Annotated in this window: 18 protein-coding genes and 1 riboswitch; of the genes, 13 read left to right on the top strand and 5 right to left on the bottom strand. The window is 73.7% G+C overall.

Going from position 1 to position 21,778, the window contains the following annotated elements; genetic code table 11:
* Nucleotides 1-154: 154 nt before the first annotated feature.
* Nucleotides 155-1,534, top strand: a complete 1,380-nt coding sequence (locus tag H7H31_RS03760) for a uracil-xanthine permease family protein (protein ID WP_187063934.1) — start codon at nt 155-157, stop codon at nt 1,532-1,534.
* Nucleotides 1,535-1,758: 224 nt separating this feature from the next.
* Here H7H31_RS03760 and H7H31_RS03755 read toward each other — a convergent pair whose 3' ends face one another.
* Nucleotides 1,759-3,033, bottom strand: coding sequence for an MFS transporter (locus H7H31_RS03755; RefSeq protein ID WP_187063933.1), 1,275 nt, complete (start codon nt 3,031-3,033; stop codon nt 1,759-1,761).
* A 137-nt stretch (nt 3,034-3,170) separates the two neighbouring features.
* Between H7H31_RS03755 and H7H31_RS03750 the strand changes: the two genes are divergently transcribed.
* Complete coding sequence (locus H7H31_RS03750) at nt 3,171-4,463, top strand: ROK family transcriptional regulator (protein WP_187117775.1); 1,293 nt, start codon at nt 3,171-3,173, stop codon at nt 4,461-4,463.
* A gap of 2 nt (nt 4,464-4,465) precedes the next feature.
* Here H7H31_RS03750 and H7H31_RS03745 read toward each other — a convergent pair whose 3' ends face one another.
* Nucleotides 4,466-5,431 carry a GlxA family transcriptional regulator gene (locus H7H31_RS03745; protein WP_187063939.1) on the bottom strand — a complete coding sequence of 322 codons (966 nt, stop codon included), beginning with the start codon at nt 5,429-5,431 and terminating at the stop codon, nt 4,466-4,468.
* Nucleotides 5,432-5,619: 188 nt separating this feature from the next.
* Here H7H31_RS03745 and H7H31_RS03740 point away from each other — a divergent pair, with 188 nt between their 5' ends.
* Nucleotides 5,620-6,207, top strand: a complete 588-nt coding sequence (locus H7H31_RS03740; RefSeq protein ID WP_187063931.1) for a cysteine hydrolase family protein — start codon at nt 5,620-5,622, stop codon at nt 6,205-6,207.
* Between the two features lie 260 nt (nt 6,208-6,467).
* On the opposite strand, the gene H7H31_RS03735 is transcribed toward H7H31_RS03740, so the two are convergent.
* The gene (locus H7H31_RS03735; RefSeq protein ID WP_187063930.1) at nt 6,468-8,792 is read right to left on the bottom strand and encodes a chitinase C-terminal domain-containing protein; all 2,325 of its coding nucleotides are present in this window, start codon (nt 8,790-8,792) and stop codon (nt 6,468-6,470) included.
* A gap of 376 nt (nt 8,793-9,168) precedes the next feature.
* Nucleotides 9,169-9,299: riboswitch (FMN riboswitch) on the top strand.
* 185 nt (nt 9,300-9,484) lie between these two features.
* Here H7H31_RS03735 and ribD point away from each other — a divergent pair.
* From ribD to H7H31_RS03685, 10 genes are all read left to right on the top strand, one after another.
* Nucleotides 9,485-10,585 carry a bifunctional diaminohydroxyphosphoribosylaminopyrimidine deaminase/5-amino-6-(5-phosphoribosylamino)uracil reductase RibD gene (ribD, locus tag H7H31_RS03730; RefSeq protein ID WP_187063938.1) on the top strand — a complete coding sequence of 367 codons (1,101 nt, stop codon included), beginning with the start codon at nt 9,485-9,487 and terminating at the stop codon, nt 10,583-10,585.
* 1 nt (nt 10,586) lies between these two features.
* Nucleotides 10,587-11,312, top strand: coding sequence for a riboflavin synthase (locus H7H31_RS03725; protein ID WP_187063929.1), 726 nt, complete (start codon nt 10,587-10,589; stop codon nt 11,310-11,312).
* The gene (locus tag H7H31_RS03720) at nt 11,309-11,968 is read left to right on the top strand and encodes a nicotinamide mononucleotide transporter family protein (protein WP_232109669.1); all 660 of its coding nucleotides are present in this window, start codon (nt 11,309-11,311) and stop codon (nt 11,966-11,968) included. Before H7H31_RS03725 ends, H7H31_RS03720 begins: the two co-directional genes overlap by 4 nt.
* Nucleotides 11,965-13,272: a bifunctional 3,4-dihydroxy-2-butanone-4-phosphate synthase/GTP cyclohydrolase II gene (locus H7H31_RS03715; protein ID WP_187063928.1), complete on the top strand. Its 1,308-nt coding sequence runs from the start codon at nt 11,965-11,967 to the stop codon at nt 13,270-13,272. The genes H7H31_RS03720 and H7H31_RS03715 overlap by 4 nt, the downstream gene beginning before the upstream one ends.
* Nucleotides 13,273-13,393: 121 nt before the next feature.
* Nucleotides 13,394-13,879 carry a 6,7-dimethyl-8-ribityllumazine synthase gene (gene ribH, locus H7H31_RS03710; protein ID WP_176165052.1) on the top strand — a complete coding sequence of 162 codons (486 nt, stop codon included), beginning with the start codon at nt 13,394-13,396 and terminating at the stop codon, nt 13,877-13,879.
* Between the two features lie 35 nt (nt 13,880-13,914).
* On the top strand, nt 13,915-14,187 hold the full coding sequence (locus tag H7H31_RS03705; protein WP_069466267.1) for a phosphoribosyl-ATP diphosphatase: 273 nt from the start codon (nt 13,915-13,917) through the stop codon (nt 14,185-14,187).
* A 162-nt stretch (nt 14,188-14,349) separates the two neighbouring features.
* On the top strand, nt 14,350-15,198 hold the full coding sequence (hisG, locus tag H7H31_RS03700) for an ATP phosphoribosyltransferase (RefSeq protein WP_187063927.1): 849 nt from the start codon (nt 14,350-14,352) through the stop codon (nt 15,196-15,198).
* 149 nt (nt 15,199-15,347) lie between these two features.
* Entirely contained in the window at nt 15,348-15,803 is a 456-nt protein-coding gene (locus H7H31_RS03695; RefSeq protein WP_187063926.1) for a PH domain-containing protein, read from the top strand.
* A 195-nt stretch (nt 15,804-15,998) separates the two neighbouring features.
* Nucleotides 15,999-17,531, top strand: coding sequence for a hemolysin family protein (locus H7H31_RS03690; RefSeq protein WP_187063925.1), 1,533 nt, complete (start codon nt 15,999-16,001; stop codon nt 17,529-17,531).
* Nucleotides 17,528-18,583 (top strand): hemolysin family protein, encoded by a 1,056-nt coding sequence (locus H7H31_RS03685; protein ID WP_187063924.1) that lies wholly within the window; start codon nt 17,528-17,530, stop codon nt 18,581-18,583. Before H7H31_RS03690 ends, H7H31_RS03685 begins: the two co-directional genes overlap by 4 nt.
* Nucleotides 18,584-18,636: 53 nt before the next feature.
* Here H7H31_RS03685 and H7H31_RS03680 read toward each other — a convergent pair whose 3' ends face one another.
* A complete protein-coding gene (locus H7H31_RS03680; RefSeq protein ID WP_187063923.1) occupies nt 18,637-20,532 on the bottom strand; it encodes an AAA family ATPase in 1,896 nt (631 codons plus the stop codon).
* A gap of 502 nt (nt 20,533-21,034) precedes the next feature.
* Nucleotides 21,035-21,640 (bottom strand): uridine kinase family protein, encoded by a 606-nt coding sequence (locus H7H31_RS03675; protein ID WP_187063922.1) that lies wholly within the window; start codon nt 21,638-21,640, stop codon nt 21,035-21,037.
* Nucleotides 21,641-21,778 lie beyond the last annotated feature (138 nt).

Genomic DNA, 21,778 nt, shown 5'->3' with positions numbered 1-21,778 from the left:
GGGAACGTACGTACGAAAAGCGTGCGACGGGCCGTTCACTCGGCCGTCCGGGGCGATGGGTCGCTTTCGGCTCGGTTTGCCTCCGGTGGGGTGGGCCGCTCATCATCACCCCGGCTCTGCGTCGCGCAGAGTGTCGCGAATGTGGAGCGTGAGCATGGCGGGCTTCGGATGGAAGCTGCACGGAGACGGCAAGAACCTGCGGCCGGGGGAAGTCGTCAAGCCGGACGAGCGGCTGTCGTGGGGACGTACGGCCGGGCTCGGTGCCCAGCACGTCGTCTCGATGATCGGCGCCTGCTTCGTCGCCCCGGTCCTCATGGGCCTGGACCCGAACCTGGCCCTCATGGCGTCGGGCGTGGCGACGATCCTGTTCCTGCTGCTGACGCGGGGGCGGATTCCGAGCTACCTGGGGTCGTCGCTCTCCTTCGTCGGGGTCGCCGCCGTCATCGCCGGCCAGGGCGGTGACGTCGGCACGCTGACCGGCGCCCTGTTCGTGGTGGGCGCGGCGCTCGCGCTCTGTGGCGTGATCATCCAGGTCATCGGCGGCAAGGTCATCCACGCCGTCCTGCCGCCGGCGGTGACCGGCGCCGTGGTCATGCTGATCGGCTTCAACCTGGCGCCCGTGACCGCGGGCACCTACTGGCCGCAGGACCAGTGGACGGCGCTGGCCACGATGCTCTTCACCGGCCTGGCCCTGGTGGTGCTGCGCGGCTTCTGGGCGCGCGTCGCCATCTTCCTCGGCCTGGTCTTCGGGTACGTGCTCTCCTGGGTCCTGGACCGCACCACGGGCAAGATCCACTCGGCGGACGGCTCGGGCAAGGTGACCGACCACTGGCGGATCGACTTCTCCGGCGTCGCCGACGCGAACTGGTTCGGCACGCCGACCTTCCACGCGCCGAGCTTCGAGTGGTCCGCGATCCTCGTGGCGCTGCCCGTCCTGGTGGCCCTGATCGCCGAGAACGCGGGCCACGTCAAGGCGGTCGGCGAGATGACCGGCGACCCGCTGGACGACAGGATGGGCACCGCGATCGCCGCGGACGGCACCGCCTCCATGCTGTCCACCGCGGTCGGCGGCCCGGCCACGACGACGTACGCCGAGAACATCGGCGTCATGGCCGCCACCCGGGTCTACTCGACGGCTGCCTACTGGGCGGCGGCCGGCTTCGCGGTCCTCTTCGGCCTCTGCCCCAAGTTCGGTGCCGTGGTAGCCGCGATCCCCGGCGGCGTGCTGGGCGGGATCACGGTCATCCTGTACGGCATGATCGGCCTGCTCGGCGCGCAGATCTGGGTACGGAACAAGGTGGACTTCTCCCAGCCGCTGAACCTGGTGCCGGCCGCCGCGGGCGTCATCATCGGCATCGGCGGGGTCTCGCTGAAGTTCACCGACAACTTCGAACTGAGCGGCATCGCCCTCGGCACCCTGATCGTGCTCACCGGCTACCACGCCCTGCGCTGGCTGTCCAAGGCCGCCGGCACCCACCGCCCGGCCCTCCTCGACGGCGGCACCACGGAGTACGACACGGAAACCGGTAAGTAACGCCACCCCTGCCCGGCCCGCCCCGGTCCGCTCGCCGACACCTCGGGTCGCTGCCGGGCCGCCCGGGGCGCCGGGCCCGCGCGACCGCCCCGCCCGGCCGCCGGCCCGGCGCGGCTCGGGCCGCGCGTCGGCGCAGGCCCCGCGGCGGGTTCAGGCGTCTCGCGTCGACGCAGGCCCCGCGGCGGGTTCGGGCGTCCCGTGTCGGCCCGGGCCCCCGCGTCTGCTCAGGCGTCCCGTGTCGGCGCCGCGTCCGCCGCGCCGGGCGCCCCCGCCCCGTCCACCCCGCCGGCCTCGGTCGGGCCCGTGGCCGGCGTCACCCGGCCCGCCGAGCGGAGCACCCCGGCGCCCACGACCAGCCCCAGGGCCAGCAGCGTGACCAGGCCGAAGGAGACCGTCAGCGAGGTCAGGTCGGCCACCGAGCCCATCGCCGAGGGGGCGATCAGGCCCGAGGTGTAGGTGATGGTCGCCACGCCCGCTATGGCCTGGCTCGGCGCCGGGCCGCTGCGTCCCGCCGCGGCGAACGCCAGCGGCACCACCACGGCCACCCCGAGGCCGAGCAGCGCGAAGCCGCCGAGGGCCATGGCCGGATGGGTGGCCGTGACGACCAGCAGGCCGCCCAGCGTCGCGCACACCCCGCTCGTACGCACCGTGCGCACCGCCCCGAACCGGGTCACCACCGCGTCCCCGGCCAGCCGGGCGATCGCCATCGTGCAGGCGAACGCCGTGGTGGACGCGGCGGCCAGGCCCGGCGAGGTGTTCAGCTCGTCCCGCAGGTAGACCGCCGACCAGTCCAGGCTGGCGCCCTCGGCGAACACCGCGCAGAACCCGACGGCGCCGATGACCAGGGCCGACCTCGGCGGCAGCGCGAAGTGCGGCGGCGGGTGCTCGTCCGGGGCGCTGCGCAGGTCGAGTACGCCGCGACAGGCCAGCGCGCCGAGCACGGTCAGCACGGCCGCGGTCACCGCCAGGTGCGCGCGGGCGTCCACCTCCGCGTGGGCGGCGACCGTACCGGCGGCCGAGCCGATCAGCGCCCCCACGCTCCACATGCCGTGCAGCCCGGACATGATCGAGCGGCCCAGGCGCTCCTCGGTCTCCACGCCGAGCGCGTTCATCGCCACGTCCGACATGCCCGCCGTGGCCCCGTAGACGAGCAGCACCCCGCACAGCGCGACCAGGTTGGGCGCGAGGGCGGGCAGCGTGAGCGAGAGGGTCCACAGCGCGAGCATCCCGCGCAGCGCGGTCCGGGCGCCGAACCGGTGGCTGACCCAGCCGGCCAGCGGCATCGCCACCGAGGCGCCGATGGCGGGGAAGGCGAGGGCGAGGCCGAGCTGGCCGGCGCTCGCGTCCGTGTGGTCCTGCACCCAGGGCACGCGGGTCGCGAAGCTGCCGGTGACCGCGCCGTGCACGGCGAAGACCAGCGCGACGGCGACGCGCGCCCGGCGCAGCCGCTGCCCGGCGGCCGGTTTCCCGGCGCCCGTTCCTGTCCCGGCGTCCACCATGCTGCCCGGCCCTCCCAGCCTCGAAGTCGGCCCCGATCCCGGGGCCTCCGGGGAGGGTTCCCCGGCGCGCCGAGAAACTATCAGGAACCCTGCCTGATAAATAACCGATTTCCCACGGGGCGTGCAAGGATTCCGGCATGTCCCCGACGCGTGTGCACTCCGGCGGCAAGACCGCCTCCCCGAGCACCGCCCGCGCCATCAACGACCGCCTGGCGCTGGCCCTCCTGCAACGCGAAGGGCCGCTGACGGCCGGCCAGCTCAAGCAGCTCACCGGGCTGTCCCGGCCGACCGTGGCCGACCTCGTGGAACGGCTGCGGGGAGCCCGGCTGATCACCGTGGTGGGTGAGGCGGGCGCCGAGCGGCGCGGACCCAACGCCCGGCTGTACGGCATCGTCGCGGACCGCGCCCACCTGGCCGGGATCGACGTGCGCACCGACCGGGTCACCGTCTGCGTAGCCGACCTGCTCGGCCGCACGCTGGCCGAGGCGTCGCTGCCCATCGCCCCGCGGGCCACCGGCGAGCCGGGCCGGCCCGCCGCCGGCCCGCCCGCGGTGGCGGCGGCCGTGGACCTGCTGACCAGCACCGCCGCGCGGGCCGGGGCGACCTCGCTGCACACCATCGGGGTGGGCGCGCCCGGCCTGCTCGACCCGGCCACCGGCGCCCTGGGCAGCAACACGGGCTGGCTCCCGCGCTGGCACGCCGACCTGGTCGCCGCGGTGCGCGCGCACTTCCCGGCCGAGCTGCTGTTGGAGAACGAGGCCAACCTCGCCGCCGTCGCCGAGCAGCGGCTCGGCGCTGCCCGCGACCGGGACACCTTCGTGCTGCTGTGGCTCGGCGGCGGGACCGGCGCGGCGGTCGTGCTGGACGGCGCGCTGCGCCGGGGGGCGTCCGGGGGCGCGGGGGAGATCGGGTTCCTGCCGGTCGCGGGCACCGGCGGGCTGCCCAGCGCGAGCGGCTGCGAGGGGGGATTCCACTCGCTCGCCGGCGGCCCCGCGCTGTGCGACCTCGCGCTCCGGCACGGCCTCCCCGTCGAGGGCACGGGCGTCGAGGCGGCCGAGCGCGCGCTGCGCGCCGCCGTGGCCGCCGTACGGGAGAGCCGGGGCGAGCGGGACGAGCGCGAGGAGGGCGGGGGCGCTGGGGTGCCGGTCGGGCCGGCGGAGGCGTTCCTCGACGCGTACGCGGACGGCGTCGCCATCGGGGTCGCGGCCGTGAGCGCCGTGCTCGACCCGGGCTGCGTGGTCATCGGGGGCGAGTGCGGGCGCGCGGGCGGCGACGAGCTGGCCCGGCGCGTGGCGGAGCGGGTGGCCCGGATGGCCCCGGTCCGCCTGGAGGTGCGGGCCGGCACGGTGGGAGGCCGCGCGGTGCTCCGGGGCGCCGTGCTGACCGCCATGGACGCGGCCCAGGACGACCTGTTCGCGCCGGAGGGCTGAGGTCAGTGCCGCGCCGGTAGCCGGAACCGCCGCCGGTACTCCGTCGGCGTGGTGTTCAGGCGCCGACGGAACGCCCGTACCAGGGTGTCGGTCGTGCCGAAACCGCAGAGCGCGGCGACGCGCTCCAGCGTCGCGTCCGACGACTCCAGTTCCTGGCGGGCCTTCTCCACCCGGACCGACTCGACGTAGGCGTGCGGGGTCATGCCGAGTTCGGTCTTGAAGAGCCGGGTCAGGTGCCGGTCGCTGACGTGCGCGTACGCGGCGAGGTCGGCGACGGTCAGGGGCGCGTCGAGGTGGCGCAGGACGTGGTGGCGCAGGTCCTCGACGCGGCGCGTGGTGGAGACCTGCTCCAGCGGCGCGCTGAACTGGCTCTGGCCGCTGGGGCGTTTGAGGTACATGACCAGTTGCCGGGCCACCCGCAGGGCGACGGCCTCGCCGAGGTCGTCGGCGATCAGCGCGAGGGACAGGTCGAGGCAGGCGCTGATCCCGGCCCCGGTCCACACGTCGCCCTCGCGGATGAAGATCGGGTCGGCGTCCACCGTGACGGCCGGGTGGTCGGCCGCCAGTCGCGGCGCCGTCGACCAGTGGGTGGTGGCGCGCCTGCCGTCCAACAGGCCGGCCGCGGCCAGCAGGTGAGCGCCCACGCACACGGAGGCGACCCGGTGGGCGCGGGCGGCCAGCACCCGGACCCACTCCACCAGGCGCGGGTCGACGAGCGGATGGACGCGGCGTTCGGCGTCGACCTCCACCGCGCCGGGCACGATGAGCGTGTCGACGGCGCCGGCGGCGGCCTCGGCGAAGGTGGTGTCGGGCAGGACGCGCACCCCGGCGCCGGTGGTGACCGGGTCCGTGGTCGCGGCGGCGAGCAGCACCCGGTAGCCCGCGGCCTCCTCGGTCTCGCGCAGAGCCAGCGAGAACACCTCCGGCGGCCCGGTGACGTCGAGCAGGTCGACGCCGTCGAAGAGCATGATGACGACGAGACGGCGGACGGTGTCCGGCACGGGTCCCCCAGGGGTGTGGGCAGGGCGCTGTGGCATGTCGGTATCTGCGGGTGAGACGTCATTGCCGACATCGATGGCCGGCTCCTAGTTTTACCCGCATGGCCCACTCACCGTTCGGGCCGCCCCTCCACCCGCATGCCGAAGGCGGTACACCCATGCCCAGAACCACCCTGCGCGAGCTCAACGGCCTCGACCAGACGCCCGCGATCCTCGGCGAGGCCGCGCTGGTCCTCATCGACCTCCAGAACACCTACACCCGCGGCGTCATGGAACTCGACGGCTGGCGGCCCTCGCTGGACGCCGCCGCGCGACTGCTGTCCCGGGCCCGCCGGGAGGGCGCGCGGGTCGTGCACGTGATCAACGACGGCGGCCCGGGCACCCCGTACGACATCGATGCCGAGGTCGGGCGGATCCACCCGGACGTCGCCCCGCTCGACGGGGAGCCGGTGGTGGTCAAGCGGGTCCCGAACGCGTTCGTGGACACGGACCTGGCCACCTGCCTGCGCCCGGGTCAGGACGTGGTGCTCGCGGGGTGGATGACGCACATGTGCGTGGCGTCCACGGCACAGGGCGCGTTCCTCGCCGGCCACCGCCCGACCGTCGTCGCCGACGCCTGCGCGACCCGCGCGCTGCCGGTGGCGGGCGCCGAGGTCCCCGCCGACCAGGTGCACCGGGCCGCCCTGGCCACCGTCGCCGACCTGTTCGGGGTGGTCGTCGCCTCCGAGCGGGAGCTCGGCCGGTGAGTCCGGTGAGTCCGGTAAACCGGTGAATCCGGTGAATCGGTGAGACCAGAGGGGCCAACGAGAGTGGGGGGCCGACGCCGTCGACGGCCCACTCCCGCTCCATAGGGAAACGCCCGCGCGCCGGGCCCCGAAACCGGGACCCGGCGCGCTTCTCGTTTGGCCCACCGAGCCGGGCCCCCGCCGCTGAGAGGGGGCCCGGCCCGGTGGCGCACCCGACGGCGGGTGACGCCACACTTCACCGCCGCCGGGTGATCAGGGGGTCAGCAGGCTCCCTTGTCCTGCCAGACACCGTCGACGCCGGGCTCCTGGCCCTGGGTCCACCACTTGGCCGTCCAGTTGTGGCCCTTCCAGGAGACGGCCGCGCCGCCGTTGTAGACCGCGGTCTTGTCCCAGGCCGGCGCCGTGCACTGGCCGCCGTTGCCGCCGTTGTTGCCTCCGGTGCCGCCCGTGCCGCCGCTGGTCCCGTCACCGGGGTCGACGATCTTGGTGCCGCGGGCCAGGTCGCCGGCGAGCGAGTACGACTTGCCGCCGAAGGAGACCGTCCAGTTCGACGGCGTGGAGGTCGGCAGGTAGTACACGAGGTCGAAGCTGAGGGACGCCCCGGGCGCGAGCGACTGCCAGCTCGGCAACTTGAACGAGGTGCGGTGGTAGTCGCCCTTCAGGCCGCCCACGTTGTTCCCCGTGTGGTCGCTGCGGATGACCTTCAGGCCCCAGCCGCTCTGGTCCTTGGCGTTGTTCGGGGACGCGGTGGCGTAGTCGAACTGGAACTCGGCGCCGCCCGGGATGGTGGTCTTGGTGTTGTTGGTGATGCGCACCTTGGGGCTGATCGGGTAGTTCGAGTCGCCCAGCGGGAACTCGCCGAAGTTCACGTCGAGGTCGAGCGCCTCGGCCGGCAGGTTGGTGGTGGCCCGCTTGGCGCCGTAACCGGGCGCCGCCTTGAACGCGTCGTACAGCGTGTTGGTCAGCGTGTTGCCCGGCTCGTACTGGCCCTTGCCGGCGTTGTACTGGTAGTCACCGGCCAGCTCCCAGATCATGGTGCCGCCCAGGCCCTTGTCGACCACGTACTGGGCCTTGGCCTTGACCGACTGCTCGTCCTCGGTGGACAGGAACACCTTCTTGTCGGCGTTCCACAGCCACGGGGCGACCAGCGTGGAGTCGTAGTTGCGGGTGTAGGCGCCGGTGAGCTTGGTGTCGGCGGGGAAGCCGTAGCGGGTGACGTAGTCGCCGACGACGCCCTTCTCCAGGTTCTTGGCGTGCCACATCGGGTTGGAGCCGGCCGGCGACTCCTTGCCGTTGTCGTCCTTGTCGTGCCACAGGTTGTCGATGCCGACGGCGCCGTCACCGCACTCGGTCAGCCCCGAGCCGGCCGGGCAGGAGCTGGCCTTCGAGGTGCCCCACAGCCCGTTCTTGCCGCCGTTCACGTTCTTCCAGCCGCGGGTGTAGTACGGCAGGCCCAGGTTGATCCGGCCGGCCGGCATCGAGCCGCGGAAGTAGTGGTAGGACCAGTCGCCGTTGAGGTAGCCGATGCCGCCGTACTGCGAGGCGGTGTACACGCCCCACTTGGCCAGCTCGGCGTCCTTGCCGTCGTCGTAGAGCGCGGCGTTGGGGCCGACGAACTCGTTCCACGCGCCGTGCAGGTCGTAGGACATGATGTTGACGTAGTCCAGGTACTTCGTCGTCTGGTACGTCTCCATGCCGCGCAGCAGGTAGGCGGAGGAGGGGGCGGCGACCGACAGCAGGTAGTGCTTGCCGTCGGCGGCGCTGGCCCGGTCCAGCTTCTCGCGCAGCGTCTTCATCAGCGCCGCGTAGCCCTTGTTGAGCCCGCCGCGCCGGGCGTTGGCCAGCGGCCAGTCCTGCGGGTGGCCGGCGTCCTTCATCGATGTCGGGTACTCGTAGTCGATGTCCACGCCGTTGAAGCCGTACTGGCGGATGAAGTCCACGGCGGAGTCGGCGAAGGTGTTGATGCCCGCCTGGTTGACCGAGCCGTCGGCGTTGGTGGCCATCGAGTAGAAGCCGCCGGACTTGACGCGCTGGCCGTTCTCGTCGATGTAGCCACCGGTCTCGGCCCAACCGCCGACCGAGATCAGCGTCTTGACGTTGGGGTGCTTCTTCTTGAACTTGTTGAGCTGGTTGAAGTGGCCCTTGTACGGGAACGCCGGGTCCATCTCCGCGCCCTCGACGCCGGGCCAGGTCATGCCGGTCGCGGGGTTGTTGGCCGAATCCGCTCCGACGGAGAGCTTGTTGGCCTTGTCGACGTGCGCGAAGGCGTAGTTGAGGTGGGTGACCTTGTCCCACGGGATGTTGTTGGCCAGGTAGGCGGGGGTGCCGTCCTTGCCGGTGCGCCAACTGGTGAAGTAGCCGATGACGCGGCGCTGGTGGTCGGCGCCCATCTTCTCGCGGCCGTCGGCGTCGTAGACGGAGCAGTAGGGGACGTCGACGCCCGGGGTGCGGTACATGCCGTCGGGGCGACAGGTGGACTGGTCCTCGGCGTGTGACTCAGCGACCGAGAGGGTGCTGACGAGGAGTCCGGCGAGAGCGGCGGCCGACGCGGCCAGCGTGGCTCTCGCTCGGGTACGGGACAACACGATCGGTTCCTCCAGGAAGGGGCTCGGTGGAGCTCGCGGGGGTGATCCGTGCCGTGGGGGGCGTACAAAGCGCGCGCTGTGGGAGGTGGTGGGAGGTGAAGAGGGGGCCCGAGGTGTGCGCACACCCCGGTTCGATTGCTCAAAGGTGTGGCAGAGGCTAAGAGGACTAGACCAAAGCGTCAATAGGTATGGACCAATATCAACGCGAGGGGCAGGCGCGAGAGTTCCGCGATGACGGCGATTCGGACGGCTGTTTTCGATCAGTTCCAGCCAGCTTCCGGGCGGCCCCTGACGCGCCTCCTGTGAGTCAGGCCACAGAATCCGGCCCGCGCGCCCCTGGCCACCCGTGGCAGACTGGATGCCGTACCAGTGACGTCAGCGCACTCCGGGGTCGGTGAAAGTCCGAACCGGCGGTTACAGTCCGCGACCCGTCCGCCGCCAGCGGCCGGTTGACCAGGTGAAACTCCTGGACCGACGGTTAAAGTCCGGATGGGAGGCAGTGCGCGACGGGCGAGCACAGGTGCGCCGTCGTACCGGCGCTCATCCCTTGGGGGTGGGCCGCGTCGTTGCCTCGGCGTATCCGGCGTGTTCCGTCCGTTGTCCTGTCGTTCTGACAGCCCCGGAGTCCGTGCCCGAAGAGGCAGGAGGACCCGGTGGCCACCCACGAGGCGATCGCGAGCGAGACGACGGCCATGCGCCGCGCCATCGCGCTGGCCGCCCGCGGCCTCGGCCACACCAGCCCCAACCCCGTCGTCGGCTGCGTCGTCCTGGACGCGTCCGGAACGCCCGTGGGCGAGGGCTGGCACCAGCGCGCCGGCGGACCGCACGCCGAGGTGCACGCCCTGCGCGCCGCCGGCGACCGGGCCCGTGGCGGCACCGCCCTGGTCACCCTCGAACCCTGCGACCACACCGGCCGCACGCCGCCGTGCACCCGGGCCCTGATCGAGGCCGGCGTCGCCCGCGTCGTCTACGCCGTGCCCGACCCCACCTCCCAGGCCGCCGGCGGCGCGGCCACCCTGGCCGCGGCCGGCGTCACCGTCGCCAGCGGCCTGCTCGGGGCCGAGGCCGCGGTGGGCAACGAGGCGTGGCTGACCGCAGTGCGCACCGGGCGCCCGTTCGTCCTGTGGAAGTACGCCGCCACCCTGGACGGGCGCAGCGCCGCCGCCGACGGCACCAGCCGCTGGATCACCTCACCGCAGGCCCGCGCCGACGTGCACCGGCTGCGCGCCGAGGCCGACGCCGTCGTCGTCGGCTCCGGCACCGCCCGCGCCGACGACCCCCACCTCGCCGCCCGCCTCCCGGACCCCGGCGCCCGGCCGACCCAGCCGCTGCGCGTCGTCGTGGACACCCATGCCACCGCCGTACGCCCCGGCGCCCGCGTCCTGGACGACGTCGCCCCCACCCTGGTGGCCGTCGGCGAGGACGCCGACGCCCGCCACCTGGACGGGCTGGCCGACGTGGTGCGGCTGCCGCCGGGCCCGCGCGGGCGCGGCCTGGACGTCTCGGCGCTGCTCGCCGCCCTGCACGCCCGAGGCGTGCGCTCCGTACTCCTGGAAGGCGGCCCGACGCTGGCCGGCGCCTTCCTCGCCGCCGAGGCGGTCGACAAGGTCGTCGGCTACCTCGCCCCCACCCTTCTCGGCGCGGGGCCAGCGGCCCTCGCCGACGCCGGAATCACCACCATCGGGCAGGCGTTGCGGCTAGGCGTGACCGACGTCGCCCGCATCGGCCCCGACCTGCGGATGACGGCCGTGCCCGAGCGGCCGGCCCGTCCCACCACCTCTCAGGAGAGCTGACGTGTTCACCGGAATCGTTGAAGAACTGGGTGAGATCGCCGCCATCGAAGAGCTGGGCGAGGCTGACCCGACCACCCCCGGCGCGGCCACCGCCGACTCCGCCCGGCTGCGCATCCGCGGGCCGCGGGTCACCGTGGACGCGAAGCACGGCGACTCGATCGCCGTCAACGGGGTGTGTCTGACCGTCGTGGAGGCGGCCGACGGCGAGTTCACCGCGGACGTGATGGCCGAGACGCTGCGCCGCTCCAGCCTCGGCGCCCTCGCGCCCGGCTCCCCGGTCAACCTGGAGCGCCCGATGGCACTCGGCGGCCGACTGGGCGGCCACCTCGTCCAAGGCCACGTGGACGGCACCGGCGTGATCACCGAGCGGGTGCCGGGCGAGCGCTGGGAGGTCGTCACCATCTCGCTGCCGCCCGACCTGGCCCGGTACGTGGTCGACAAGGGCTCCATCACCGTGGACGGCATCAGCCTGACCGTCGTCGAGGCCGGCGCCGACCACTTCACCGTCAGCCTCATCCCCACCACGCTGGCCCTCACCACGCTTGGCGGCAAGCGGGTCGGCGACCCGGTCAACCTGGAGGTGGACGTGCTGGCCAAGTACGTCGAGCGACTGCTCGCGCACGGCATGGTGCCCGGCGCCGGCCTGCCCGTGCCCGGCCCGCAGGACCCCGCCGCGCCCGGCCCCGCGCGGGGCGCGGCGCACGCCCGAGAGGGGGTCGCGCCGTGAGCCTGTGGCAGAGCGTGGGGGACGGCCTGCGCGACGAGGCGTTCACCGTCCTCGGCCAGCACGTCATCTGGTCCGACATGATCGGCAACCTCTTCGGGCTCGGCGCCCTGGCCCTCGGCTGGCGGCGCTCCGTGTGGACGTGGCCCGTGCAGTTCGTGGCCGGCGCCGTACTGGTCACCGCCTACGCCTCCGCCCAGCTCAGCGGCGGCCTCGGCAAGCAGCTCCTGGTCATGGCCGTGGCCGCCTGGGGCTGGCGGCAGTGGCACACCGGGAGCCAGGACCGCGGCGGCCAGATAGCCGTGCGCTTCGCGAGCTGGCGGGAACGGGCCGCGCTCGTCGGCGCGACCGCCGCGGGCACGCTCGCCGTCGGCGGGCTGTTCACCGCCGTGCCCGAGCTGTCCTGGAACCCGTGGCCCGACGCGTACATCTTCGTCGGCACCCTCGCGGCGATGGTCGCCCAGGCCCGCGGCCTGGTCGAGTTCTGGTTCGCCTGGCTGCTCGTGGACCTGGTGGGCGTCCCGCTCGCCTTCAGCAGCGGCCTGGCCTTCTCCGGCCTGGTCTACGTGATCTACCTCGCGCTCGCCCTGTGGGGTGCCCGCGACTGGTGGCTGCGCTCCCGCACGGGCGCGCCCGCCCTGGAAGGAGCGCCCGCATGACCACCTCACTCAACTGGCCCGGCCCGCACGCCCCCGCCCTCGCCGGGCTGTCCGACGGCGACCTGACCCTCGACCCGGTCGAGCGGGCCATCAGCGAGATCGCCGCCGGCCGCCCCGTGGTCGTCGTCGACGACGAGAACCGGGAGAACGAGGGCGACCTCGTCATCGCCGCCGAGAAGGCCACCCCCGAGCTGGTGGCGTTCATGATGAGCGAGTGCCGCGGGCTGATCTGCGTACCGCTGGAGGCCACCGACATCGACCGGCTCGACCTGCCGCAGATGGTCGAGCAGAACACCGAGGCGATGCGCACCGCCTTCACCGTCTCCGTGGACGCCGGCCCCGAGCACGGCGTCAGCACCGGCATCTCCGCCGCCGACCGGGCCGTTACCATCCGCCTGCTGGCCAACCCGCACAGCGCCCCGGCCGACTTCGTCCGCCCCGGCCACGTCTTCCCGCTGCGCGCCCGCCCCGGCGGCGTGCTCACCCGCAACGGGCACACCGAGGCCGGCGTGGACCTGGCCCGGCTCGCCGGGCTGCGCCCCGCCGCCGCCATCGTGGAGATCGCCGGCGAGGACGGCGCCATGCTGCGCCTGCCCGAGCTGGTGCCCTTCGCCCGCAAGAACGGCCTGGCGATCATCTCCATCGAGGACCTCGTCGCCTACCGCGCGGCGGCCGAGCCCACCGTGCGCCGCGAGGCCCAGACCCGGCTGCCGACCGCGTTCGGCAACTTCCGGGCGTACGGCTACCGCTCCGCCGTGGACGGCATCGAGCACATCGCCCTGGTCCAGGGCGACCTCGGCGACGGCGACGACGTGCTGGTCCGCGTCCACTCCGAGTGCCTGACCGGCGACATCTTCGGCTCCCAGCGCTGCGACTGCGGCCCCCAGCTCCAGGCGTCCCTGGAGCGCGTCACCGCCGAGGGCCGCGGCGTCGTGCTCTACCTGCGCGGCCACGAGGGCCGGGGCATCGGGCTGCTGTCCAAGCTGCGCGCGTACGAACTGCAGGAGCGCGGCCGGGACACCCTCGACGCCAACCTGGAGCTCGGCCTGCCCGCCGACGCGCGGGACTACGCCGCCGGCGCGCAGATCCTCATCGACCTCGGGGTGCGCTCCGTACGGCTGATGACCAACAACCCGCACAAGGCGGCGGCCCTGGCCGAGCACGGCCTGCGCGTCACCGGGCGCGAGCCGATGCCGGTCCAGGCCGGCGAGCACAACCTGCGGTACCTGCGCACCAAGCGCGACCGGATGGGGCACGAGCTGCCCTGGCTCGACGGGGAGCCGGTCACCACCTGCGACCAGTGAGCCACCCGGCCCGCGCCGCGTCCAAGCGTCCGGGCCGCCTCGACACCCGGTCGACGGCGCCGGGCGCACACCGACCAGCACAGCGTTCAGCAAGTGTTCAGCACAGCGCACGAGGAGAGACATGAGCGGCCAAGGCGCCCCCGAACTGTCCGTGAAGAACTGCGGTGACCTGCGGGTCGCCGTCGTCGCCGCACAGTGGCACGAGCAGGTGATGGACGGCCTGGTGGACGGCGCGCTCCGCGCGCTGACCGAGCTGGGCATCGACGAGCCGACCCTGCTGCGGGTGCCGGGCAGCTTCGAACTCCCGGTGGTCGCCAAGGTGCTCGCCGGCCGGGGCTACGACGCGATCGTGGCGCTCGGCGTCGTCATCAGGGGCGGCACCCCGCACTTCGAGTACGTCTGCCAGGGCGTCACCCAGGGCCTGACCCAGGTCAGCGTCGACACCGGCGTCCCCATCGGCTTCGGCGTGCTGACCTGCGACGACGAGCAGCAGGCACTCGATCGGGCCGGGCTTGAGGGCTCCAAGGAGGACAAGGGGCACGAGGCGGTCACCGCCGCCGTCGCCACCGCCACCACCCTGCGCTCGATCTCCGAGCCCTGGCGCTGAAGCCGCGCCCGGCACCCCGTAGGCTAAGTCGCACCATGGCGAACAAGACATTCGAGGAGCTGTTCACCGAGCTCCAACACAAGGCCGCCACCGGCGACCCCAGCACGTCGCGCACCGCCGAGCTCGTGGGCAAGGGCGTGCATGCCATCGGCAAGAAGGTCGTCGAAGAGGCCGCCGAGGTGTGGATGGCCGCCGAGTACGAGGGCGCCGACGCCACAGCCGAGGAGATCTCGCAGCTCCTGTACCACGTTCAGGTGATGATGGTCGCCCGCGGCATCTCCCTGGACGACGTATACGCTCATCTGTGACGCGGCCACGCGTGGCGGACCCCACGACGGCGTCCGCCGCGCGGCACCGCCCGGACACCCCGGGCAGCCGCGGCTCCCCCTCCGCTCCCCGCCCCGTGCGAGACCCGTACGCACGACACGTATCCGCGAAGCCCTCCCTCCCGCGTAAAGGAAGCTGACCTCATGCTGCGCATCGCCGTCCCCAACAAGGGTTCACTGTCCGAGCCTGCGTCGGCGATGCTCCATGAGGCCGGCTACCGGCAGCGCAAGGACCGGCGGGAGCTGGTCCTGGTCGACAGCGCCAACGAGGTCGAGTTCTTCTTCCTGCGCCCGCGCGACATCGCCGTCTACGTCGGCTCCGGCCGCCTCGACATCGGCATCACCGGCCGCGACCTGCTGCTGGACTCCGGCTCGCAGGCCGAGGAGATCATGCAGCTCGGCTTCGCCGGCTCCACCTTCCGCTACGCCACCCGCCCCGGCACCGCCCAGAGCGTGCGCGACTTCGGCGGCATGACCGTCGCCACCTCCTTCTCCGGCCTGGTCACCAAGCACCTGGCCGACAACGGCGTGGACGCCGCCGTCGTCCACCTCGACGGCGCCGTCGAGACGGCCATCCAGCTCGGCGTCGCGGAGATCATCGCCGACGTGGTGGAGACCGGGACCACGCTGCGCAACGCCGGCCTGGAGATCATCGGCGAGCCGATCCTGGAGTCCGAGGCGGTCGTCATCCGGCGCGCCGGGGAGTCCGTCGACGACCCCAAGGTGCAGCAGTTCCTCCGGCGCATGCAGGGCGTCCTGGTCGCCCGCCGGTACGTGATGATGGACTACGACATCCGCGTGGAGCACGTGGAGCGCGCCGTGGCCCTCACCCCCGGCCTGGAGTCGCCCACCGTCTCCCCGCTGCACCACGAGGGCTGGGTCGCGGTCCGCTCGATGGTCCCCTCCAACGAGGCCCAGCGCATCATGGACGAGCTGTACGACCTGGGCGCCCGCGCGATCCTGACCACCGGCATCCACGCCTGCCGGCTGTGACGTCGCGGCCCCGCCGCGGGCCGAGGCCCGGCCGGTGACCGACCGGGCCCGGCCGGTGACCGACCGCGAGGCGGCGGGGCCGACACCCCGCCGCCCCCGGTCGCCGCACCCGCGGTGACCACCCCCCGCACATCTGAGAGGCCCGCCGAGTGTCCGCCCCCGCGCCCCTGCCCGAGCTGCCGATCACCTTCCGGCCGACCCGCACCCGGGTCGTGCTGCTGGCGGTCGGCGTCCTGCTGTTCATCACGCTGCTGGTCATCGCGCTGGCCCTGCCGGGCCTGAGCCCGGGGGAGCGGATCAGCTTCATCTTCACCGGCCTGCTCTTCTGCGGCGTGCTCGCGCTGCTCGCCCGGCCCAAGGTCGTCGCCGCGCCGGACGGGGTCACCGTCACCAACCTGACCACGCGCCGGCACCTGGAGTGGCCCGAGATCCTGCGGGTCAACCTGCGACCGGGTGATCCCTGGGTCTTCCTCGACCTCGCCGACGGCACCAGCATGCCCGCGCTCGGCATCCAGCCCGGCATCGCGAAGGCGCAGGCGATCGAGGACGCGCGCACGCTGCGGGCCCTGAGCGAGGCCCACGGAACGGGCGACCACACGCGCTGACGGCCCTGCCCGAGGCGCTCACTCCTTGATTACCCTGGTGCCCAAGGCGCGCCCGCGCCCCGCCCTTTCGGTGGCTGAACGCGCCGCGCGCGTGCCGAAGCGGCTCCTGCGATCCGAGGAGTGAGTTCCTCCAGCGATGGACGGTTCGTCCTGTAGTACCCGCGCCGCCTCTCCACGTCCCCGGGAGGCGGCGGCATGAGTCCCACCGTTTCCCTGTCGCTGCTCGCCGCGGCGTTCTTCCTCATCCTCGCCAACGGCTTCTTCGTCGCCGCCGAGTTCGGCCTGGTCACGGTGGAGCGGGCGGAGGCGGAACGGGCCGCGGCCGACGGCGACCGTCGGGCCCGCACCGTGGTCGAGGCCCTGCGGGAGCTCTCCTTCCAGCTCTCCGGCACCCAACTGGGCATCACCATCACCTCGTTGGTCGTCGGCATGCTCGCCGAACCCGCCCTCGGACACCTGCTCACCGGCCCGCTCACCGCCACCGGGGCCCCCTCCGGCGCCGTGCCGGGCCTCGCCGTGGCCGTGGGCATGCTGGTGGCCTCGGCCGTGCAGATGGTCATCGGCGAGCTGGTGCCCAAGAACTGGGCCGTCTCCCGCCCGCTCCAGGTCGCCCGCTTCGTGGCCGGCCCACAGCACGCCTTCGCCCGCTTCTTCCGACCGCTGATCGCCCTGCTGAACACGGTGGCCAACCGCCTGGTGCGGGCCCTTGGCGTGGAGCCCACCGAGGAGCTGGCCTCGGCCCGCACGCCCGGCGAACTCGTCTCGCTCGCCCGGCACTCGGCCCGGGCCGGCGCCATCGAGCAGGACACCGCCGACCTGTTCGTACGCACGCTCTCGCTGGCCGGGCTGACCGCGCAGCACGTCATGACGCCCCGGGTACGGGTCAGCGCCCTCCAGGCCACGGCCACCGCCCAGGACGTCCTGAACCTGACCCGCGCCACTGGCCTGTCCCGCTTCCCCGTCTACCGCGACCGCCTCGACGAGGTGGTCGGCATGGTGCACCTCAAGGACGCGCTCGCCATACCCGCGGCCCACCGGCTGCACACCCCGGTCGACGCCATCGCCCAGGCGCCGCTGCTGGTGCCGATGACGCTGCCGGTGCAGCCGCTGCTCAAGCAGTTGCGCGACCAGCCCATCGCCGTGGTCGTGGACGAGTACGGCGGGACGGCCGGCGTCATCACGCTGGAGGACATCGTGGAGGAGCTGGTCGGCGAGGTGCGCGACGAGCACGACACGGCCGACCAGCCCGAGCTGGTCCAGGTGGCCGGCGACGACGGCTGCCTGGTGTGGGAGGCCGACGGGAGCTGCCGCGTGGACACCCTCGCGCGGATCGGCCTGGTGGCCCCGGAGGGACCGTACGAGACGGCCGCCGGCCTGGTGGCCGGGCTGCTCGGCCGCATCCCGGCCCCCGGTGACGTCGCCGAACTCCCCGGTGGCTGGAGGCTCGCGGTCCGCCAGGTCGGCCACCACCGCGCCGAGCGGGTCCGCGTCGTACGGACCGGCCAGGCGGCGGCCGTACGGGTCGCCGCGCCGGGCCCGCGCTCCGAGCTGAGCCCCGCGCTGTGCGTGGCCGGGCGGCCCGGCGCCGACCGGCCGTCGGAGGCCGCCGTCGCGACGGGCGCCGCCCGCGCGGCGGTCGACGCGCCGGTGGCCGCACGGGCGCCGGGTCGGGCCGCTGACGACCGTACGCCCGTGGGTGGGGCGGCGGCCGGGGGGACGGGCCGATGAGCGCGCTGCAACTGCTGTTCGCCCTGCTCCTGGTGTGCGCGAACGGCTTCTTCGTGGGCGCCGAGTTCGCCCTGGTCTCGGTCCGGCGCAGCCAGATCGAGCCCCAGGCGGCGGCCGGCTCCAGCCGGGCGCGCACCGTGCTCCAGGGGCTGGAGAACCTGCCGCAGATGATGGCCGCCGCGCAGTTCGGCATCACCGTGTGCTCGCTGACGCTCGGCGCGGTGGCCGAGCCGACGGTCGCCCGCCTCCTGGAGCCCGGCTTCCACGCCGTCCACCTCCCGCACCAGCTCATCCACCCGATCGGCTACGCCATCGCGCTGGCCGCCGTGGTCTGCCTGCACCTGGTCATCGGCGAGATGGTGCCGAAGAACCTGGCCATGGCCGCGCCGGAGCTGACCGCGCTGTGGCTGGCCCCGGGGCTCGTCGCCTTCGCCCGGCTGTGCCGGCCGGTGACCGCCCTGTTCGGGGCCTGCGCCCACCTGGTGCTGCGGCTGTTCCGGGTGGAGCCAAGGGACGAGGTGGAGGCGGTGTTCACCAGCGAGCAGCTCACCCACCTGATCGCTGACTCCCGGCAGGCCGGCCTGCTCGCCCCCGACGAGCAGGAGCGCCTGGCGGACGCCCTCGAACTGGGCACCCGCCCGGTCACCGACGTCCTGCTCGACCCGGCGGGCCTGGTGACGGTGGACCCGGCCGTGACGCCCCGCCAGGTCGAGGAGCTGACCGTACGCACCGGCTACTCGCGCTTCCCGGTGCGCGGCCCGGGCGGCGCCTTCATGGGCTATCTGCACGTGAAGGACGTGCTGGAACTGGAGGAGCCCGAGCGCGCCGTGCCGCAGCACGTGTGGCGGCCCATCCAGACGCTGCGGGCCGAACTGCCGTTGGACGACGCCCTGACGGTGATGCGCAGGGCGGCGGCCCACCTGGCGGCGGTCAGCGACGCGTCGGGCCGGGTGCTCGGCCTGGTGGCGATGGAGGACGTGCTGGAGGAGTTGGTGGGCGAGGTCCGCGACCCCGCGCACCGGCCGGGCTCACACGCCACGGTCCGCCCCTGACGCCGGCCCCGGCGGCCGGCCGCCGGGGCCCGCGTCACCCCTGGGCCACGGGCTCAGCCGAACGGGGGGTCCTTGCGGTCGCGGTCGGTCGGGCCGCGGCCGGAGAGGACCTCGCCGTACGCCTGCATGAGGTCCGGCAACCGCAAGGTGGCCAGGTCGTCGCGGCCCGGGGTGCCGCTCCAGCCGGAGAGCCGCAGGTCGCGGTAGGCGCAGCTCTTCTCGTACAGGGTGCGCAGGAAGCGTCCGTTGCCCAGCTCGTCGATCCACCCCTGGTCGACGACGTGGCCGCTGATGCTGCGCAGCTCCTCGACGGCCTCCTCGTCCCAGCGGTCCCCGTTCTCGGCGGCCAGCACCTCGCCGATGGCGGTCAGCTCCTGCGGCCGGTAGCTCGGGAAGTCCACCCGGGTGGTGAAGCGGGAGCCGAGGCCGGGGTTGGCGGCGAGCAGCCGGTCCATGCCCTCGGGGTAGCCGGCGAGGATGACCACCAGTCGGTCCCGGTTGTCCTCGGCGCGCTTGAGCAGCACCTGGAGGGCCTCGTCGCCGTACGCGTCGCCCTTGGTGTAGCCGGAGTTAGAGAGGCTGTACGCCTCGTCGACGAAGAGCACGCCACCCAGCGCCGAGTCGATCAGCTCGTTGGCCTTGACCGCCGTCTGGCCCAGGTACTCCCCGACCAGGTCGGCCCGGCCGGCCTCCACCAGGTGGTCGCCGCCGAGCAGCCCGAGCGCGTAGAAGACCCGGCCCAGGATGCGCGCCACGGTGGTCTTTCCGGTACCGGACGGGCCGGAGAAGACGAAGTGCCGCTTCGGCGGCTGCACCGGCAGCCCCTGTCCGGTCCGCAGCCGGGCCATGCGTAACTGCGCGGACAGCGCCCGCACCTGACGCTTGACCGGCTCCAGGCCGACCATCCGGTCCAGCTCGCCCAGGGTGTCGGCGAGGAGCTGCGGATCGGCCGGACCGGTCGGCAGGTCGGCGTCGGACTGGCGCGGCGCGACGACGCGGTCGCGCGGCCCGTCGGTGGGCCGGGGACCGGTGCCGAGCGGGGCCTCGGGGCCGGGGCGCAGCTCGCGGCCCTCGGGCGGGTCGGCCGTCGGCACCGGTTCGGCGTCGCCGCCGTCGAACCCGTCGGCGGTGTCCTGGCCGGCGCCGGCCAGTGAGACCGGGGCCAGGTCGGGTCCGTCGTCGAAGCCGTCGGACTCCGCGATGGCGGCGAGCCGGGCGGCGGTGTCCATGAACGTCGCGTCGATGCGGTGCACCGCCCGGTACAGCGGCAGGGCCGCCGCGCTGCGCCCGATGCCCTCGTGGGCGCGCGCCAGCCAGTACCGCAACTCCTTGCGCTGCGGCTGCTCGCTGCGGCAGCGCATCAACGCCGCGGACAGCAGCGGCTCGGCCTGGCTGTACATCTCGAGGCGGACCCGGGCCATGCCGCCGAACAGGCCGGCCTCGATGCCGAGGAGCGGGTCCTGGAGCAGCGGCTCGGTGTGCCGTACGAGTTGCTCCCAGTCCTTGACCAGGTAGGCCCGGCAGGCGTGCAGGAAGCGGGCCTGCGGGTCGGCCTCGACGGGCGGGCAGCCCGCCAGCGCGCGGTCCAGCTCGGGGACGTGTCGGCCGTCGAGCCAGTGCGAGGCGTGCGCCAGGAGCAGGTCGCGACCGCTTTCCAGGACCGGCTGCACCCACCAGCCGAGCCAGTACCAGGAGTTGAGCGAGCGTCGGTGCCGGGCGCGCTGCTCGCCGAACCGGTCGCGGTGCCGGTACATGCGCAGCAGCGCGGTGGCGGTGTCGGCACGCAGGGCGTGCAGGCCGAGCCAGCCGTCCGCCATGCCGGGGTCGAGTTCGACCGCGGTCCGGAACTCCTCCTCGGCCTGCGGGTACGCGCCCATGGTGTACGCGTCCACGCCGCGCAGCCAGGCTAGCTCGGCCGGGGCGTGCGAGCCCTGGATGCCGAAATCCATCCCATCCCCCACAAACCGAGCCCCCGTGGTGTGGCGCCGAGCGGGTGCCCGGTCGCCGCTTCGCCGAACCGCCGTGCCGCGACCGGGGATTGACCAGTGCGCTGGTGCGTCCGCCCGCCGGCGGCACTGATGGGCATCGTACCTGCGAAGACGGTGTCGGCCGAAGGGTGCGCACGGCTGTTCGTTGGGGAAGGGCGTGATTCGGTTGGTGGCGGGTCGTTTCGCGATGTGCGGAAGGCGATTCCGGAACCGGTTACCCAGCGTGAGTGTGAAGTCTCGCAAAGCGCGCAAATCGCGGCGCGGAGGGCAGAACGAAGCCCCCGATCACGGGGGAACAATCGGGGGCTTCGTGTCTGCGGGCGACCCGTACGAGCCGCACATTGAGAACGTAAGACCTGTATGGCCCCCAGGTCAAGCGGAGTTGAGGGGTGGGTCTTGTGGGAAGTCGCCATGATCCCCGGCATGACCGGTGCGCGTCACGCAGAGTGAGGCTGGCGGTGGGTCAGATGGTGCCCCCGGGGCCCGGTAGTACGCGATACCCCTCGGACCTCGTGGCCGGCTGACAGACCAGCGCGTCGGCGTACGGACGCGACGGGTCGGCGGCGAAGTGCGCGCGCTCGGCGGGGAACCACCCCGCCCAGAAGGCGGACATCCCGGGCCCGTCGCGCCGCTGCCCCCGGCGCCAGGAGTCACGCTCCGCCAACTCCATCCACAGCAGACTCGCCAGGTACGGCCGCACCTCCCGACGGCCGGCCCCGACGCCCTCGATGATCACCACCGGTGCGGGCGGCAGCGTGTGCTGTTCGGCGAAGCGGCGCGCGTGCCAGTCGTAGACGGCGTAGTCCGCGACGGCGCCGCGCCCCAGCGGCTCCAGCACCTCGTCGATGAGCCGGGCCTGCCAGTCGAACAGCGCCGCGTGGCTGGCCAGGTCGTCGGTGTGCAGCACCGGCGCGTCGTCGAGCGCCGCGGCGAGGCGGGCCGCGAAGGTCGTCTTGCCCGACCCGGCGTGCCCGTCCACCGCGACCAGCCGCACCGGCCCCAGCGACGGCGGCAGGGCGCGCAGCCGTTCGGCGAGGTCGGCGAGGGAGGGGTCGGTGCGGTCGATCACCGGGACACCCTACGGGCGGGGGCGCGTCCGCGCCGCGTGCGGGCCGCCGGTCACGCGGGCGTGCCCGAGCGGTGACGCGCCGTACCGCACATCACTGGCCCCCGGCCGGGCACAGCGGTCATAGTGGGGCCATCTGTC

The sequence above is a fragment of the Streptomyces buecherae genome (assembly GCF_014295035.1).
Taxonomy (GTDB): domain Bacteria; phylum Actinomycetota; class Actinomycetes; order Streptomycetales; family Streptomycetaceae; genus Streptomyces; species Streptomyces youssoufiensis.
Note: the sequence above shows the minus strand (reverse complement) of the source record. Positions and strands in the feature narration are given on the sequence as shown.